This window comes from Desulfofundulus thermosubterraneus DSM 16057, assembly GCF_900142025.1.
In the GTDB taxonomy this organism is placed as follows: domain Bacteria; phylum Bacillota; class Desulfotomaculia; order Desulfotomaculales; family Desulfovirgulaceae; genus Desulfofundulus; species Desulfofundulus thermosubterraneus.
The window spans coordinates 227151-244214 of the sequence record NZ_FQZM01000003.1; the positions used below are offsets into that span (position 1 = coordinate 227151).

Annotated in this window: 18 protein-coding genes; 1 reads left to right on the forward strand and 17 read right to left on the reverse strand. The window is 53.4% G+C overall.

Annotated elements, in window-relative coordinates; all coding sequences use genetic code 11:
* Positions 1-19: 19 nt before the first annotated feature.
* The 9 genes from atoS to truD form a co-directional block, all read right to left on the reverse strand.
* The gene (atoS, locus tag BUA65_RS01110; RefSeq protein ID WP_072866912.1) at positions 20-1816 is read right to left on the reverse strand and encodes a two-component system sensor histidine kinase AtoS; all 1797 of its coding nucleotides are present in this window, start codon (positions 1814-1816) and stop codon (positions 20-22) included.
* Positions 1817-2156: 340 nt separating this feature from the next.
* Positions 2157-3383: a phenylacetate--CoA ligase family protein gene (locus BUA65_RS01115; RefSeq protein WP_439328927.1), complete on the reverse strand. Its 1227-nt coding sequence runs from the start codon at positions 3381-3383 to the stop codon at positions 2157-2159.
* 60 nt (positions 3384-3443) lie between these two features.
* Entirely contained in the window at positions 3444-4034 is a 591-nt protein-coding gene (locus BUA65_RS01120) for an indolepyruvate oxidoreductase subunit beta (protein ID WP_072866914.1), read from the reverse strand.
* Positions 4024-5844 carry an indolepyruvate ferredoxin oxidoreductase subunit alpha gene (iorA, locus tag BUA65_RS01125; protein ID WP_072866915.1) on the reverse strand — a complete coding sequence of 607 codons (1821 nt, stop codon included), beginning with the start codon at positions 5842-5844 and terminating at the stop codon, positions 4024-4026. The genes BUA65_RS01120 and iorA overlap by 11 nt, the downstream gene beginning before the upstream one ends.
* A 45-nt stretch (positions 5845-5889) precedes the next feature.
* Positions 5890-7182, reverse strand: a complete 1293-nt coding sequence (locus BUA65_RS01130) for a TRAP transporter large permease (RefSeq protein WP_072866916.1) — start codon at positions 7180-7182, stop codon at positions 5890-5892.
* Positions 7179-7742 (reverse strand): TRAP transporter small permease, encoded by a 564-nt coding sequence (locus tag BUA65_RS01135; RefSeq protein ID WP_242656194.1) that lies wholly within the window; start codon positions 7740-7742, stop codon positions 7179-7181. The genes BUA65_RS01130 and BUA65_RS01135 overlap by 4 nt, the downstream gene beginning before the upstream one ends.
* 212 nt (positions 7743-7954) lie before the next feature.
* Complete coding sequence (locus BUA65_RS01140) at positions 7955-9013, reverse strand: TRAP transporter substrate-binding protein (RefSeq protein ID WP_072866918.1); 1059 nt, start codon at positions 9011-9013, stop codon at positions 7955-7957.
* A 311-nt stretch (positions 9014-9324) separates the two neighbouring features.
* Positions 9325-10065: a pseudouridine synthase gene (locus tag BUA65_RS01145; RefSeq protein ID WP_072866919.1), complete on the reverse strand. Its 741-nt coding sequence runs from the start codon at positions 10063-10065 to the stop codon at positions 9325-9327.
* A gap of 80 nt (positions 10066-10145) precedes the next feature.
* Positions 10146-11306, reverse strand: coding sequence for a tRNA pseudouridine(13) synthase TruD (truD, locus tag BUA65_RS01150; RefSeq protein ID WP_072866920.1), 1161 nt, complete (start codon positions 11304-11306; stop codon positions 10146-10148).
* Between the two features lie 117 nt (positions 11307-11423).
* Here truD and BUA65_RS01155 point away from each other — a divergent pair, with 117 nt between their 5' ends.
* Positions 11424-11990 (forward strand): hypothetical protein, encoded by a 567-nt coding sequence (locus tag BUA65_RS01155; RefSeq protein ID WP_072866921.1) that lies wholly within the window; start codon positions 11424-11426, stop codon positions 11988-11990.
* A gap of 84 nt (positions 11991-12074) precedes the next feature.
* Here the strand turns inward: BUA65_RS01155 and BUA65_RS01160 are convergent, their stop codons facing one another.
* The 8 genes from BUA65_RS01160 to BUA65_RS01190 form a co-directional block, all read right to left on the reverse strand.
* Entirely contained in the window at positions 12075-12764 is a 690-nt protein-coding gene (locus BUA65_RS01160) for an MBL fold metallo-hydrolase (RefSeq protein WP_072866922.1), read from the reverse strand.
* Between the two features lie 229 nt (positions 12765-12993).
* Positions 12994-14166 carry an EAL domain-containing protein gene (locus tag BUA65_RS01165; protein WP_072866923.1) on the reverse strand — a complete coding sequence of 391 codons (1173 nt, stop codon included), beginning with the start codon at positions 14164-14166 and terminating at the stop codon, positions 12994-12996.
* Positions 14167-14364: 198 nt separating this feature from the next.
* Complete coding sequence (locus BUA65_RS18950) at positions 14365-14892, reverse strand: hypothetical protein (RefSeq protein WP_341349593.1); 528 nt, start codon at positions 14890-14892, stop codon at positions 14365-14367.
* Positions 14865-15281: an anaerobic carbon-monoxide dehydrogenase catalytic subunit gene (locus tag BUA65_RS18955; RefSeq protein WP_278246240.1), complete on the reverse strand. Its 417-nt coding sequence runs from the start codon at positions 15279-15281 to the stop codon at positions 14865-14867. Before BUA65_RS18955 ends, BUA65_RS18950 begins: the two co-directional genes overlap by 28 nt.
* A 49-nt stretch (positions 15282-15330) precedes the next feature.
* The gene (locus tag BUA65_RS18960; protein WP_278246241.1) at positions 15331-15462 is read right to left on the reverse strand and encodes a hypothetical protein; all 132 of its coding nucleotides are present in this window, start codon (positions 15460-15462) and stop codon (positions 15331-15333) included.
* 372 nt (positions 15463-15834) lie between these two features.
* Entirely contained in the window at positions 15835-16269 is a 435-nt protein-coding gene (locus tag BUA65_RS01180) for a type II toxin-antitoxin system VapC family toxin (RefSeq protein ID WP_084061938.1), read from the reverse strand.
* A complete protein-coding gene (locus BUA65_RS01185) occupies positions 16262-16510 on the reverse strand; it encodes an AbrB/MazE/SpoVT family DNA-binding domain-containing protein (protein WP_013823890.1) in 249 nt (82 codons plus the stop codon). The genes BUA65_RS01180 and BUA65_RS01185 overlap by 8 nt, the downstream gene beginning before the upstream one ends.
* Before the next feature lie 112 nt (positions 16511-16622).
* Positions 16623-17036: a secondary thiamine-phosphate synthase enzyme YjbQ gene (locus BUA65_RS01190; protein ID WP_072866926.1), complete on the reverse strand. Its 414-nt coding sequence runs from the start codon at positions 17034-17036 to the stop codon at positions 16623-16625.
* Between the last annotated feature and the right edge of the window lie 28 nt (positions 17037-17064).

Here is a 17064-nt window from a genome sequence, read left to right on the forward strand (position 1 = left end):
TCACCTCTAAGCAATCCTGCTATGCCCTGAGATAAACGGTAAACCTGGTTCCCTTGCCCACTTCGCTGTCCACTTCTATCTGCCCACCATGGGCCTGTACGATCTCGTAGGCAATGGCCAGCCCCAGGCCGGTCCCCTTCGGCCTGGTGGAATAAAACGGGTCAAAAAGGCGGGCCAGGTTCTCTTTGGGTATGCCGCACCCGGTATCGGCAATAGTCATGGCCACCTGGCGCCGGTCGGGCAGGTAAGCGGTGGTTATGGATATGGTACCACCTTCGGGCATAGCCTGGATGGCGTTAAAGATTATATTGACCACCACCCTTTCCATTTGTTCTGCGTCCATCCAGACCGGCGGCAGGTCGGTACTCAGATCGAGCAGAAGGTTATATTTGCCGTGATGCATCTCCCGAAAGAATTCAGTCAATTCGCGGATCAGGACATTTAGATCGCGCTGTACCAGCCGGGCCTCGGCAGGTTTGGTAAAGTACAACAGTTGCTCCACAATGTAATCCAGGCGGGCAATTTCACGCTGAATTGTAGCCAGTGCCTGAGCATTGGGCTGATTATTTTGCAGCCAGTGCTGGATATAGCAACTAATGGAAGTCAACGGGTTGCGGATCTCATGGGCAACACCGGTAACCAGCTTCCCTAAGGCGGCAAGACGTTCCTGGCGCCGCACTTTTTCCTCCAGGCGCATACGTTCGGTCAGGTCCCGGCAATTTATCACGGCCCCCAAGAGCTCACCGGAAGCAGTTTTTAAAGGCAAAATGCTCAACAGTAATTGACGGGATTTCTGGCCGTTGCTCCAGTTTAGCATCAAATCGCGAAACGCTTTTTCTTCTTTTAATGTCCGTTGCAGGTAATCTATCAGGGGTGAGTTCTTGGGAAAAAGCTCGTGAATCACACGGCCTTTAATCCCTTCCGGCAGGGCGAAAAGTTCCCGTGCCAGGTTATTGGCCAGTACCACCTTGCCCTCGGCGTTGACTACCACGATGGCTTCATCAATCACGGCCAGCATGGTCTCGGTGTACAGGTTCAACTCGGCAATGCGGCGGGCAAAACCGTTAATCCCCTCTACAATCTCGCCAAGCTCACCGTGGGCTTCAGGCATTGTTTGGGAAAGATCTTCTTCCAGGGTTTTTAATCCCTGCCTGATGAACCGCACCTGCATTACCAGGTCACGGAATATATATATGGCCCCTCCAAAACCCGTGAGCACCACAACGGCAATCGCCGAATAGGCAATCATTTCGATATGGCGCCTCTTACCATAATATCCAACTTCTGATAAATATTCAGCGGATCGAATTACACCTTCTACCTTTCCGTTACGCGTAAACGGCCGGTAGATTTCTACAATTCCGCCTTCTTCCGGGCCCAGGTTTTGTACAAGGCTGGTCCTTCGGGCCATGGTTTCTTCGAAAGCTTTTTTGCGGCGCAGGGAAAAGTTTACATCGAAGCGTTCCGTGCCGTCAAAGAATACGTCCAGCGGTGCGTAATATAACCCCAAGTGAACGTTGGGGTACTCGCGCTTGATATCGTTAATCTTGCTATTGACATAACTTCCCAGAGCAATGGTTTTTTCCTGGGGTGTCTTATTACTGAGGCCATTTTTAATCAGATAATCATCCAGGCTAATAGTCAAATTTTGATCAAGCAGGTAAGCGGCCTGGTTGAGCTCCGCCTTCTGGTGTTCCAGAAGGGAGAGTTCGCTGTTTTTGATAATATGCATCATATAGACGGTAAGAAGTACAGGCAGTACCAGCAGCAGGGTTACCAGAAACAATATACGGTTGCCGTAAAAAAATCTGTGCAATGATCCCACCTCTAACGGGAATGGGTTTATAACTTAATTTTAATACCGGATAATCCACTTTTGGAAGTGAAAAACTTCCCATTGAAAGACGTAAAATAAAATACGGTGCCGCTGGTTTAAGCGCCGCGAGATCCGGTTACCCTCCCCAGCACTCACTGTAATGATGTCCTCGCTTAAGCCTGCTACGACCTGTTTTAGCTCTGAAGCCTTTAAGTGCTACCCTTTCAGTGAGTGCTGGGCGGCACCTGCCAGTGGTAGCGGTTTTACTGAACAGTTACCGATTCAGCTTAAAAAAATTTGGGCTGGTACTACGGACCAGCCCGTTTTCCGAGTTAAATTTTTACATATCCCGGTAGTCAAAAACCCTTTTGCTTTTCTTCTCGCTTCTGGGCAAGGTACCCGGCGCGACCACTTCCACGTCGGCAGTGATGCCAATCCAGGATTTCATGTTACGCTTGAACTCCCCGGCGACTCTCTGGGGGTCTTTTCCCTCTTCTCCTTCTATTTTGATCAGCATGTGATCCTTGCCTTCGATCCTGGTCAAGATTATTTGATACTCACTGCCGGCCCCTTCCGTCACCTTGAGGACATGGTCAACCTGGCCCGGGTAGATATTCACCCCTTTAATCTTGATCATGTCGTCGGTCCGGCCGAGAATCCGGTCGATCATGGGATACTCGCTTCCACAAGGACACCTGTGGGGCAGTAACCGGGTGATGTCATGGGTGCGGTACCTGAGCAGGGGCATACCTTCCTTGGTCAAGGTGGTGATGACCAGTTCTCCCTCTTCCCCGGGGGGAAGCTGCTTACCCGAAACGGGGTCAATGATTTCGAAGAGGAGGTGGTCGGACCAGTAATGGAGGCCGCTGTGGTAGGGACAATCAATGGCAATTCCCGGGCCGTAGATCTCGGTCAGCCCATAGATGTCAAAGGTTTCAATATTGAAGATTTCTTCAATGCGGCGGCGCATTTTATCGCCCCAGCGTTCCGAACCGAAGATACCCAGGCGGAGCTTGATTTGATCCAGGATCCCCCTTTTATAGGCCTCTTCAGCCAGCAGGAGGCCGTAAGAGGAGGTGCCGATCAAAACAGTGGTCTTCAGGTCGATCATCATTTCCATTTGCTTTTCCGTATTCCCGGGACCGGTGGGTATGGCCATGGCGCCCAGCCGTTCAACGCCGGCCTGAAAACCGATGCCCGCCGTCCACAGGCCGTAGCCCGGAGTGATCTGCACCCTGTCCCGGTTGTTGACCCCTGTCATGGCCAGGGAGCGGGCCATCATTTCGGCCCAGATATCCACGTCTTTTTTGGTGTAAGGCACAATAATCGGCTTGCCTGTGGTACCGGAGGAGGAATGTATGCGGACCACCTGTTTCTCAGGGACGGCCATCAGTCCCAGGGGATAGGCGTCGCGCAGTTCGTGCTTGTCGGTGAAAGGTACCCGCGCAAGATCGGCAATAGTTTTGATGGACCCGGGGTCCACCCCTGCTTCGTCCAGCTTTTTGCGATAGAAAGGGGAATTCTGGTACACCCGCTGGACCATTTCCCGGAGCATTGATCCCTGCATCTCATACAAGCTTTCGAAATCGAATTGACCCCTGGCAAGATCTGCAGCTTCTAAAGCCATTCAACACACCCCCATGGCCCGGCGGCCCATTTCAAAAGCCTTCCGGTTAATCTCTCTAAACTGTGACGGCACAGTCTTCAGTACCGCTTCCAGCAACCCCTCCGGGCTGAAGGGGAGGCCGGGGAGAGTCGAGAGCGCCCCCAGCATCACCACATTGGCGGTTTTACTATTTCCCGCCTCCCTGGCCACCTCCGAAGCCCTGAGAAAGCACACTCCCGGGAGTTCCTTCTCCAGGTACTCCCGGATATCTTGAACCCGGTACCGGGACAAACCCGCTGATACAGATGTTGGCACAATGACGTCTTCATTAACAATGGCCTTACCACCGGCCTTGAGCTTGGCCAGAGCCCTGGCCGCCTCCGCCAGTTCAAAACCCAGCAAGACATCGGCCCTGCCGTCCGGGATCAGGGCGCCTGCGAGATTTTCCCCTACCCGGACATGGCTCACCACGCAGCCTTCCCGCTGGGCCATCCCAATGGTTTCGGAAGTCCTGACCTGCCACCCGGCGTCCATGGCAGCCCTGGCAACGATCCGGGAGGCCAGGACTGTTCCCTGCCCACCTACTCCGGTAATAACCAGGTCAAACTTCATGCCGGCTCACCTCCTCGATGGCACCGGCCGGGCAAACCTGGGCGCAAACGCCGCATCCGGTGCACTTTTCGGAGATGACCACCTTTTCCTCCCTGCATAAAGCCGGGCAGCCAAGGTTTTCCACGCACAACAGGCACTCGATGCAGGCGCCGGTATTTACCCGGTAGCGCGTCCTGGGCTTGACCAGGGCTATACATTCCCGCCTGGCGATAACCACGGAAGGGCCTTTGTGCTCCACGGCTTCCCTGGCGGCCTGCATAACCTCCTGGAGGTTGTAAGCATCAACCTCGCGGATGTAATCCACGCCGCACCCCTTGACCAGCCCGGCAATGTCTATTCTCCGGGCCGGGTCGCCGGTGGCATTCCTCTCAATTCCCGGGTGGGGCTGGTGACCTGTCATGGCTGTGGTGCCGTTATCCAGGATCACCAGGGTGATGTCGGCGCGGTTGTAAACAGCGTTAATCAGGCCCGCCACCCCCGTGTGGAAAAAGGTGGAGTCTCCCAGGAAGGCCACGTACTTGCGCCCCTGTTCCACGCGGGAAAGACCGGAAGCGATGGTAACGCTCGCACCCATGCAGAGGCAGGTATCGAGGGCGTTGAGGGGTGGGATAACCCCCAGGGTATAACACCCAATATCTCCGGTAAAGACCGGGTCGTAATCCTTTAAGGCCTCCTTAAAACCATAGAAAACCGCCCGGTGAGGACATCCCGCACAAAGGACGGGAGTCCTCAAAGGCAAATCAGGAGCGTGGCGCGCCGTATTACTTGCAGCAGCCTGCTTCATCCCCACAAATCCGAAAAACTTATGCAGGATGGCAGTTACCTTGTCAACATCCAGTTCCCCTTCCCGGGGCACCAGCCCGTTGTGTTTGCCCGCCATACCAACCGGCAGGCTGTGCCGCCAGGCCAGGTGGATCACCTGATCTTCCACCACGGGCTCCTGTTCTTCCACCACCAGCACCCGTTCCACCCGGGACAGGAATTCTAAAACCAGGTCTTCAGGTAGGGGATAGGGAGTCCCTATTTTGAGGAGGGATGCCTCCCAGCCCTGCATTTCCAGGGCTTCCACCACGTAGTTGTAACTCACACCGGAAGTAATAATCCCGGTTTTGCCTTTAATTTCGGCCCTGTTAAAAGGCATCCTGCTAAACAGCCGGCTTATCTCCTTTTGCTTTTGGTTGAGCCAGATATGCTTTTTGTAGGCGAGGCCGGGAAGGATTACCCATCCCGGGTTCTTGTCAAACCTGCATTCATTCCTGGTTAACGGTAGAGGGCCGAGGATGACATCCTGGCAGACGTGGCAGGTCCTGGTGGTAGGCCGGAGGATCACAGGCAGGCCCAGTTGTTCGGATAGTTCAAAGGCCGCCACCGTCATATCCTTGGCTTCCTGGGGAGTGGACGGATCAAGGACGGGCAGTTTGGCGAACTGGGCAAATTTTCTGGTATCCTGCTCGTTCTGGGAGCTGTGGGGCCCCGGGTCATCCGCCACTACCAGGACCAGGCCGCCTTTGACACCGATATAGGCCAGCGTCATCAAGGGGTCCGCCGCCACATTGAGGCCAACCTGTTTCATGGTTACCAGAGCCCGGGCCCCGGCATAGGCCGCCCCGGCAGCCACTTCCAGGGCCACCTTTTCGTTGACGGACCACTCGGCGTAATAACCGTATTCTTTGGCAAAATGAGCCAACGTCCCCAAAACCTCCGAGGAAGGGGTGCCGGGGTAACCCGTAACCACCTGCACCCCCGCTTCCACCGCTCCTCTGGCAATAGCCTCATTACCCATCAGGAGCATTTTTTCAGCGACTGCCATCAACAGGCCTCCTTCAGTACGTACGGGAATTGATTGAGCAATTTTTTATCTAACCACGGAAGTAATAATCTGCGGGAAGGCCACCAACAAAGAAAGCAAGACGGCATAACTGATGAGGAAAACAGATGCCCTTTTGAAAATGGACATCAGTGGTACTTCCGGCGACAATCCCTTCACCACAAATACCGTTACGCCTACCGGCGGCGTGATGGCCCCGGCACTGGTCACAATGCAGAGCACCACCGCAAACCAGATGGGATCGTAGCCCAGAGAAATTACCGTGGGGTAAAAAATGGGGATGGAGATGATCAAAAACCCCAGGGCATCCATTAAGGCCCCACCGGTGAGATACACCAGCAGGACCGCCACGAGAATCAATACCGGCGGCACCTGCAGGGAACCGGCCCAGGCGGCCACCTCGTAGGGAAGCCGGGTGATGGCCAGAAAACGACCGAAAACCATAGCTCCGATCACCAGCGTGATCACCATGGTTGACGATTTCAGGGTGCCGAATAGGGCCGCTTTCAGGTTCTCCACATTCAGCTTGCGCATGGCGAGGGAGATCAGCATGGCGCCAAAAGCCCCGAAGGCCCCGGATTCCGTAGGTGTGAACCAGCCGAGAAAAAGCCCGCCCATCACAAAGGCAAACAAGAGAAGGGTAGGAACAAACCCGGATAGGGAGGACAACTTCTCCTTCAGGCTCACCCGGGGCCCGCCCGGGCCAAGCTCGGGATTTCTCTGGCAAAGGAAGAATACCGTTCCCAGAAACAGGAGCGCCAGGAGCAGACCGGGAATCACGCTGGCCACGAACAACTGCCGCACGGACTGTTCGGTTTGCAAAGCAATGACAATCAGCACCGTACTGGGAGGAATAATCACGCCAAGGGTTCCCCCGGCCGCCACCGTGGCGGCGCTGAAGGTCTGGTCGTACCTGTACTTTTTCAGTTCAGGCAGGGCCATGGTCCCCATGGCGGCGGCGGTGGCCGAATTGGAACCGCAGATGGCCGCAAACCCGGTGCTGGCCAGGACAACGGTGGCGGCCATGCCGCCTTTGAACCGTCCCAGCCATTTGTAAGCGGCGTTAAAAAGGCTCTCGTTCACCCCGGTACGGAAAACAATTTCTCCCATTAAGATGTACAAAGGGATCACGCTCATGGTATAGCTGGAGAATTGATTCCAGAGATCCGCCGTTAAAACGTTGAAGGCCGCCCCGGGTGACGCCGCCACCAGCAGCCCAAGGAAGCCCACAATTAACATGGAGAAACTGATTGGCATCCGGAGGAACATCAATAAAAACAATACAACCAGACCGATGAGGGCCAGGGTGACAGGACTCACCTGTTGACACCCCCGTTAAATTCCTTGAGAAAATCAACGCATATGGCCAGGGTCAAACCCGCAAAACCCAGCGAAACCAGGAATATCAGGGGGTAAAAGGGTATCCCCATGGTTTCCGACAGGTTGCCGTTTCTGGCCACATTCAATCCGTAAACAATGACCTGCCAGACAACCAGGGCAAAGAAGATCATGCTGGTGAAAAGCACGAAGCACCTGACGGCTTTCTGCAAGCCGGGCGACAACCGCTCGACCAGGGCGTCCAGCTCGACGTAGCCCCGGTTGACCTGGGTATAACCCAGCCCGAAAGCCCCGGTAACAGCCGCCAGCCAGCCGACAATTTCCGTGGCACCGGGAAACGGCGCGTAAACCGCGCGCAGGAGGGCATTACCGACGACCACCAGCACCATCAATAGTAAACTACCGCTGGCCACCCAGGCCAACCCTTGATTGAGCAAGAGGCTCAGACTGTTTAAACGGTCAAGAGCCTCCACCTTACGGGGCAGGCCGGCTACCGCCCTTTTCTGCATCACCTGTTTTTCCAGCAACCCCAAAGCGTTCACCTCACCAAGCCCGCATGTAAATGTTCAGCGAACCCGATTGGATGCGGCCCAGCACTCACCCAAATACTTTGCTCCTGGTGTTTCAGGTTTAATTGACACATCCGGTTTTGGGAAGAACCAGTATCCCGGTGAGTGCTGGGTCCTCGCTCACTCCAGTGCTTCGCCCAAGATGCCCACCGCATCCACGTCATTACGGTTTTGCTGAACACGAATTACTGCTTGCTGTACTTCTCCTTCAATTCATAGAGCCTCTTCTTGTATTCCTCGGCAGGCAGGCCCTTTGCCTTCAATTCCTCAACGTATTTATCCTGGATGGGTTTGAGAATTTTGTCCCAGGCCGCCTTCTCCTCCGGAGAAAGGGTGATTATTTGCAGGCCGTGTTCCTTTTTACTCCATTCCAGGGCTTCCTTGACGTGGTTATCCATGTATTCGCCGGTCCAAATGGCCATTTCCAGGCTCAAGTCATCAATCACTTTTTGCACGTCAGGCGGCAGGGAGTTCCAGACATCTTTATTCATCACCGCCACAAAGCTGGTAACGGTCAGGGGGTAATCTGTCGTATACTTGAGTTTCTCCGCCAGTTTCAAATCCATCAGGACTTCCCGCGAACTCACCAGCCCCTTAATAATACCTGTTTGGAGGGCTTCCGGGACCTCCGACATGGGCATCCCCACAGGGGAAGCGCCCAATTCCTTTAAGACCGGGGTAAGGGCCCCGGATATTCTAATTTGTTTCCCTTTCAGGTCATGCAGGTTGGTGACCGGCTCCGTGACCATCAGGCGGGCAGGCTCAGTGGCAAAAGCAGTGATAATCTTAAAATCCTTAAAGGCGTCGGGCGGAAACTCCTTAATCAGATCGAAGACCACCCGGCTGGCTACCCTGGAGTTGGGGAAACCGGAAGGCAAATCTGAAATGGCCAATAGCGGGAAACGGCCGGGTTCGTAGGTCGGGCAGGATAAGCCGATGTCCGCCACCCCATTTTTTACCCCGTCATACATGTTCTGAGCAGTCAGCAGGGTTCCCCCGGGGAACAACTCGACCTTGACCTTGTTATTGGTCCGCTTCTCCAGTTCTTCCTTCCACTTCTCCATTTGCTTGGCGGGGAAAGTATTGGCGGGAGCAAAGAAAGCATATTTCAAAACGATAGGTTTTGCAGCCCCGGATTTTTCTTCCTTTTTACCCTCTTTTGCAGCACCCCCGCTGCAGCCCGTAACCAGCAGGCCAGCCAGCAATAAAACCGCAATAACGCCTAACAAACTCTTCCTCAACATATAAACCTCCTCAGCTAAGCTCTTTTTATTTGGCCTTTTACTACCACAGGTAAGTCCCCGCATTATAAACTAACCGTAACCCCAATCAACCTCGGGAAAATTAAAAACCAACACTCACATGATGATGAGTGTTGGCTTCATCAACCCAATCCACTCATCTCAGCTCACCTCAGCTCAACTCTATTCTATTAGCTTATTAAACCTCGGGGCACCCTACGGCTCCCTGTCTGGCAAAATACTATCACGCCAGGAAAGAACATGTCAAGAAGACTTTTATGCCCGGGGTTCGTACGAGGCCACCACCCGGGCTGCTATCTTGTCGGGTTTAATTCCCGCAGCTTTTTTATTTCTTCTTCCGATAATTCACGATACTCTCCGGGCTTCAGCCGTTCATCGAGGATTAAGGATCCCATGGCAATCCGTTTCAAATAGATTACTTTCTTGCCCACAGCTTCAAACATGCGCTTTACCTGATGATATTTTCCTTCATAAATGGTGAGTTCAACTTCCGATTCCGGTCCGGAGCGAAGAATCTTTAACTCACCGGGCATGGTCCGGTAGCCGTCGTTCAGGGTTACCCCGTTACGAAATGCTTCCACATCAGTTTCCGTAACCATCCCGCATACCACGGCATAATAAGTTTTGGGCACGTGTTTTTTTGGTGACAGGAGTTGATGGGCCAGTTTGCCGTCATTGGTAAGTAAAAGCAATCCCTCTGCATCTTTGTCCAGCCGCCCTACAGGGAACGGATGAAATGCACGATACTCAGGAGGAAGCAGGTCAACTACTACTTGCGCAAATCTATCTTCGGTGGCCGACAGAAAGCCTTGCGGCTTATTTAGCATTATATAAATGTACTGCCTGTACTCTACGGGTTCGCCGTCCACCTCAATGTGATCACGGACGGGTAAAACGTGTAATCCCGGGTCATTGGCCAATTCCCCGTTAACCATAATTCGTTTTTCTTTGACCAGTTTTTTAATCTCTTTACGGGTACCAAACCCCATGTGTGCCAGCACTTTATCCAGGCGCTGCCGCCCTTTTTCCACCATTTTTCTCACCTCACCGCTGTTCTTTACCTCTGCCAGCCGGGCATATCGTCCCGGCTATTACAGGGGTCAATGATCATTGTTCAAGGCATGGTCAGCCTCTTGATGAGCATTGTCCCGTAGCTCCCGCGCGGCAGCTTAAAGAAAAGGCGGATTTTTTGCCTGCCGGGGTAAAGGTCATCGGGTTCCGCCGGCTCCAAACGAAAATCGCCGGGAAAAACTACGGCACTCCTGGGAGTGGACTTAAAAAACGCCTGCCGCACCTTGCGGAGGTTGAAACTGCTGCGCTTGATGCCTCTTTCCTCCAGGATGGCTGCAAAGAGTTGTTCGGTGCGGGCATCGGGAAACTCCATGCGGCTGGCAGCCAGCGGCAGGGCAAGAGACTTCAAATAGGTAAGCTCTTTTCTTTCCAGGCGCCGGTAAAAAAGATAGGGTCCGGCCACTCCCGGAACAGCCGCAAGATCAAGCCCGAGATCCTGCAAAACCCTTCTTAAAAGCTCGTTAAAGAGAAAACTCTGGTAGGCCGAAAAAAGGAGCGAAAGCTCTTCCCTGGGGATCATCTGTAACGCCTCTATGTAGGCCTTTGGTTTCTCTGCGAGCAGGGAAAATATTCTACTTTCCATGGTGGTTTTGGCACGGGAAAGGCAGGTCGCCCAATCCCCCCAGTGTTCGCGGAAAAAGCGCTTTCGTTCCTTGGCCTCTTTTTTTTCTTCCGGGTATATACCGGTAAGGTAGATCTGCAGGCTGCCGTTATAGTGCTTTTTCAGCAATCTCTCGGCCATGAAGCCCATCTGGCGGTCCATGCTGCCGAAACGCTGGTCATCATAGTAATTGGGATAGCCGAAACCCCTGACCTCATCAACCCGGCGGGTGATGCGGGATACCTCTTCCGCACTGAGGGCGCGGATGGTGATGGCAAATTCGTTTCCCTCCAGAAGATCGGGCCCCATGGGCCTGTCCATATAGCCAATGCTCTGGAAGTGAAAGTTTTTGTCCCCGGTGGTTAAATTAGCGGGATGCTTAACCGTGACGTACTGAAAAGTATGAGCATGCCTGTCCTTTAATCCCCCGTAAGCAAAAAGGCGGTAGGGAAGGCCATGTGCCTTTGCAAGCTGGAGCAAAAGATCGATGGTATTCCATCCCTTCTTTTCTAAAAGGTACAGCCGGTAGGGTCCTTTTTCCCGAAGAGGCAGGCGAGCCAATTCCCTGACCACGAAATCCCCGGGGATCACCTTTAATTTCATTGTCTTTACTCCTTTTTTCCCTGTTTGTCGCCTCCCTAAATATGTACCACAACCCACAGCGCTTTGTAAAACCCGGCTTTAAAAAAGCCCTCCGCGCTTTTGCTGGAGGGGCCGGCGGTGAATGCCGTTACTCTCTATGCACAGGGGCACGCCCCATCCTGGCTGAAGGAACCTGCCGGTTCTGTAGCGGTTCCCCGGCGAGGAATCCTGTTTTCGGGTGCAGCCATGCTGGCCGGAGTAAGCCTGTCCTACCTGCTGCCGAAGGGAATATACCTTTTCCTCGTTGCTTCAGGGGGGTTTTCTTTACTTCTGGCCTACGTGATCATCATGGCCACCCATTACCGCTTCCGCAAAGCTTGGGGTTGTCCTCCCACCGGGCGCTACCAGTTGCCGGGCTACCCCTACACAACTCTGGGAGGGCTGGCCGCTTTGCTGGCTATCATGGCCAGCATGCCCCTGATACCCGGCCAGGGTGCGGGCCTTCTGGCCGGCCTCGCTCTGACGGGCGTATATTCGCTGGGTTATCTGGTGTTCAAAGTTTGGGCTCCCCGTGCCAGGAAGGCCGTTTTAATCAGGCCAGGTGACGTTCAGCCGGAAGCTGCTTGGGAAATCGGGGAAGAGCCTCTCCCGCCGGCAGACGCCACCAAAGAAACACAAACGCCTAACTCCATTCAACGGGACTAGAGCCGGCAAACCCTCGCGCTAATATCCCCGGTACCCGCACGAGAGGGCCTTCCATCATACTCCATTTAATCCGTTGGCCAAAAACTACGCTTTTTCCCGATAGCGTTGCAGGTAGCCTTCGATGTACCGCTTGACCTTTTCATAAGGCTGATAAATCCCGAAATGCCCCTCGCAGAGGATATCTGGCTTAAGAGCCAAAAGCCTTCGCATCGATTGTTCCCAAGCGGCCAGATCCGAGCCCCAAGCGGGATGAAACGGACCGTGGATGTCCTGTCCGAAAAGAATCCTTTTCCCTCCGAAGTCAACGTAAGGGGAAATTCCTCCGGGAGTGTGGCCGGGTGTATGGAGAAAGACAAGTTTAAGACCCCCCAGATCCAGGGTTTCTTCTTCGCCCCGGAGAACAACATCGACCGCCACCGGCCTGTACTTCACGCCGTAATAACTTGCCGCGGTCAGCGAGACATTTTTCCCTTCCACTGCCGGCAGCTCATGCTCGTGGGCCACCACTTTGGCCTGTAATTTTTCCTTAAGATAAGCCAGCCCTCCCGTATGGTCGATGTGGCCGTGCGTCGCCACCAGATATTTCACTGAAGCGGGGTCAAGGGCAAGCTTCTTTATGTTGCCGATCAGTTCGGGGGCACTGCGGCCCAGTCCGGCATCGATTATGGCCAGCTCACCGCCGCCGTCGAGAAGGTAAACGCAGCAGTCCTCCGGGGCGGTGATTTCCGGGCCGCCGATCTGGTAAAGGCCGTCGCAAATTTTAAACGGTTTCACTATTAATCCCCTCCCACCGCAAACATAGGGGCCTTCTGTTCCTGTTATGGATTCAAAACGATGAGGAAGGCGAGAATGACTGGCAGAACGACCCGGGTTCTCCGCATGAAAAACACCTCGTGGAAAGATTCACTGAAGACTACCAGGCTCCCCCACAAAAAACTGGAAGGCCGGGCGTGTCCCGCACCATCCAGGTTTTTTAACCTTTCTGTGGTGGCTGAAATCTTTTTTAATTCACCCGGCTGTCAATAAACAGGTACAGGTCGTCACCCAGGAAATAACAAAATGTCCATATCTTTAGACGGGTTTCCAGGTCGAAATAGGGTTCGGAAGCAATTCCTTTGCCCAGCTGTCTGGCAAAGGTGATACCACGAGGAAAGTATGGGCGCCAACTCCAGTTACGGTTGAGATATTCACCGGAAACGGTCCACCCGCCACACGGATTGCGGGTGAAGTTGGGCGTTTTTTGATAGCCATAACCGTCACATACATAGATACGAAAACAATATCCGGGCAGGCAATACATTAACCTACCTATGTATTCATCGAGGTTTTGAGTAGTGCCAGAGAAGCGAAGGTTTTTCAGAAGCTTATCTAGTTCTTCGGCCTCCCGCCATCGTCTGGTACGCCACTGGATTTCATCACGCACATAACCTTCGACTTCTCGTTTCATGAGCTCCGCGAGGCCAGCAGTTTCGGCCAAACGAGGCGCCGGGGGAGCCAAAAAGAAACCCTGATAGTAACGTGCGCCGATTTCCAGCCCTAACCGCAACAACTCTGCATCTTCAATTCCTTCAAGAATCAGGCTCAACCCCGATTTTTCTGCAAAATAACCCAGGGCTTCCAGCAAGTAACGGGCCGACTCTTCCTGCATGCTCTTCCTGACCAGCAGGGTATCCACCTTCAAAAAATCCGGACGAGTAGCAATAATTCTCTCCAGGTTGTTGAAACCGCGGCCAACGTCATCAACGGCAATCCGGCAACCGGCTTCGCGATACCTGGCAACCAGTATGGAAAGGCTTTCGATGTCTGCACAGAATTCTGTTTCGCTTATTTCCACCACAATCTGGCCAGCACTAATACCAAATTCTTCAAGATACTCCAGGGTGGGAAATTTTCGCTCCTGGCCCATGAAAGGGCAAAGCCACTGCGGCTGGATGTTTAAAAACAACCGTGTATTCCTGCCGCTCTGCTTAAAAAACTTCAGTGCCTTGCGGCGTACCAAACGATCCACTTCCAGCTTTTCCTCCACTGGCACAGCTGGATCGTGAAAAAATCCACCCAGACTCTCAACACCCTGCGGCGTCACCTTTCTGCCCAAGACTTCGTAACCCCATATGCTGTAAGTGTCCACTGCCAGCACCGGCTGGAAAAAAGGGCAGATTTGTGCTTCCGTATTCACGCTTCTGGTTCTCCTCTTCTCCTCTAAGGTGACTATGGGGAAGGCCTAGCCTGATAAAGAGACTGTCTCTTTCTTGTTCTTGTACACCCCACAGGTTCCTCCAAAAAATAACTCGACTTTTTCTTCTACTGCCGGCAACAAAAATCCTGCCCTGGAACAGGAAGAAGCAGGTTTTTCCTCATCAAGGTTCCCTCTGGCTCAGACAAAAAAGCCCGCTCCAGTTTCAGAGTGGGTGTATAAGATAGGGGGAAGTACTGCTATCCCGGCAGCCACCATTTCCAGCCTGCCGATACCCAGGCAGGGGCCGAAGTTCAGCACCGGCGGTATGTTCAATTCCCGGCAGACTTTCTGCAGCTTCTCCCCGGCCCACTCCACTGCCGTGGAAGACATAAAGCCCAGGTTCTCCAGCCCGCCGCTGGTGCAACCGGCAGAAAGGACCAAAATGTCCCGCCGGATCAGTTCCCTGGTCAGCCCGGCGGTAAATACATCGTGACCGCCGGCAGTCAGGTTGGAGCAGCCAACTATGGCCACCAGTCCCCTGATCTGTCCGGTGGCGATGAGGTCAATTAATGGCCTGTAGTGCCCGCCTAAAAAGGCCCGTAAATTCCTTTCGCCAAAACCTGCCAGCGAATTCGGGTAACCGTGCCGGGGTACGTTAACAGTTACTTTATCCCGGCGCCGGCGGTAGCTCTCTGCCGCTATCCGGCAACCCGGCGGGCAATGGATTCCCCACCTGCCGGGTCAAAGGGCAGGCAGCCGGCGTTTTGCTTTTTGGCCACATCGTCCAGGCAGATCTGGGCCACCATATACTGGCGGCAGACCTCCTCAATACCCGGCAGGGTGCAGTTAAATTCGCTGATCACCAGGTCTATGCCGCCGGTAGCCAGCAGCGCCTCACTGGTGAAGTTGTTGCCCGCATGGCCGGCGAACACCTCACCGCCCCGGGACTGGATGTCCTGGCCCACACAGGTGCAGCCCACAATTTTAAAGCCCTTCGCCCCGGCATCCCGGGCCAGTTCCACGGCCCAGGGCTCTCCCAGGCCTTCCTGGACCGGGCCGATCAGGGCATGCTGGTGACCGGTGACCATGATGTTGATGTAATCCGGGTCCACCACGCCAAAACCCACCGGCTGGGAGGACAGCTGTGGTTCCCCCAGCAGAATATCATATTCCCTGCAGGCCGAAACCGCATTTCGATTGTTGCTCGGACAGGCGGTGAAAGGCCGTTTCCACACCGTCCCGGCCGGAGATGAATTGAAAGAGGACTTCATCGGCAGAAGGGCAGATTTTTTTCACGGTAGTAATCCCTCCAAAAAATATTTTATTTTCAGGCTGGATGGCCAGCCAGTCAGTCAGGCAGGGTTTTGGTGGTTGGTGCGAGGAGTGCAAAAATGTACTATAACGGTAGATATTATGGGTAAATGGTTTCTCTTATGGATACAAGAATAATGAAGAAGAGCAGGGTTCCAGAAAATCAGTACCATTCGGGTATAGTTTTAATCCTGTAAACAGCCCGCCTTGAAGCGGGCGCCGGCTGCCGGTGCAAGTATTTCTCTATATATAATAGACCACGACCATGCTCGGGCGTACACAAAAATAATCCGGCTACCTGGCCGGATCATGTTGAGCATTGTCAGAGGATTTCAGCCCAATTTTTATCCGAACTGGTTATTGAGAATTCGGGATATTTTTAGCCGGAAGCATCAACTGATCAATTTCCAGATCAACTCTGCTGAATTCCGGATCCCGGTGCACCAGCGTAGCAGCTTTTTTCCTTGCCAGGCCAGCAATAAAAGCATCGGCCACGCTTAACCCGCCCTTTGCTTTTATTTGTGCGGCCAACCAGAGCAACTCCTCGTCAGGCCAGACTTCTTCCAGTGGCAATTCCCTTAGCTGGAGAACCAGTTTTGTTGCCTCATCCAGATTCTCCCTGGACATGGCCAGATAAGCAATCTCAAAAATACTCATGAACGAAATATAAACAATTGCCTTACCTGAGGAAGCTTGTACAAATACCTCTTCGATCAGGTCAGCTCCTGCTTCATCCTGGTAATAGGTCAACAGGGCACTGGTGTCCAGCACGTATTTTTTGATGTCACTCATTTACTTTCCGTTCCTTTTCCCGGTACTTCATCAGTAAACCGAGCAAATCCTTTCCCTTTCCAGCACCCCGGAAAAGTTTACCCGGTTCAGCTGGCAAAGGAATTATCTTTATCTCCCCGCCCTGGTCGATCCAGGCTATACGCGTCCCTTCCCGAATATTATAGCGTTCCCTAATCCCGGCTGGAATAACGGTCTGGTAACGATGACTGACAGTGGTTTTAATGATATTTCTTGTGCTCAAACAACACACCTCCCTTTTCTTACAGTATACAAGACGTATATTCCTATTACAAGACAAAATGCATCCAAAACCTAAAAGTAAACCCACATCTTATGTTGTAGATCCAGGTTGGTTATTCCCCCAGCACTTTAATAATGACCCTTTTCCGCCGACGGCCATCGAATTCAGCATAATAAACCTGCTGCCAGGGGCCCAGGTCAAGTCTTCCGCCGGTCACCGGGAGGATCACCTGGTGGTGGACCAGGATGCTCTTCAGATGGGCGTCGCCGTTGTCTTCTCCGGTGCGGTGGTGCAGGTAATCCGGACCAAAGGGGGCCAGCTTCTCCAGCATATTGTCGATGTCCTGGATAATCCCCTCCTCGGCATCATTGACATAGACCCCGGCGGTAATGTGCATGGCCGAGACCAGCACCAGCCCCTCCTTAATACCGGACTTTTTTACCGCCTCCTCCACCTGAGAGGTTATATTGATGTACTCCCTCCGGCGGGCAGTGTTGAACCAGAGGTACTCGGTGTAAGACTTCATTGTAACAGCTCCCTAAGGAAATTTTTTT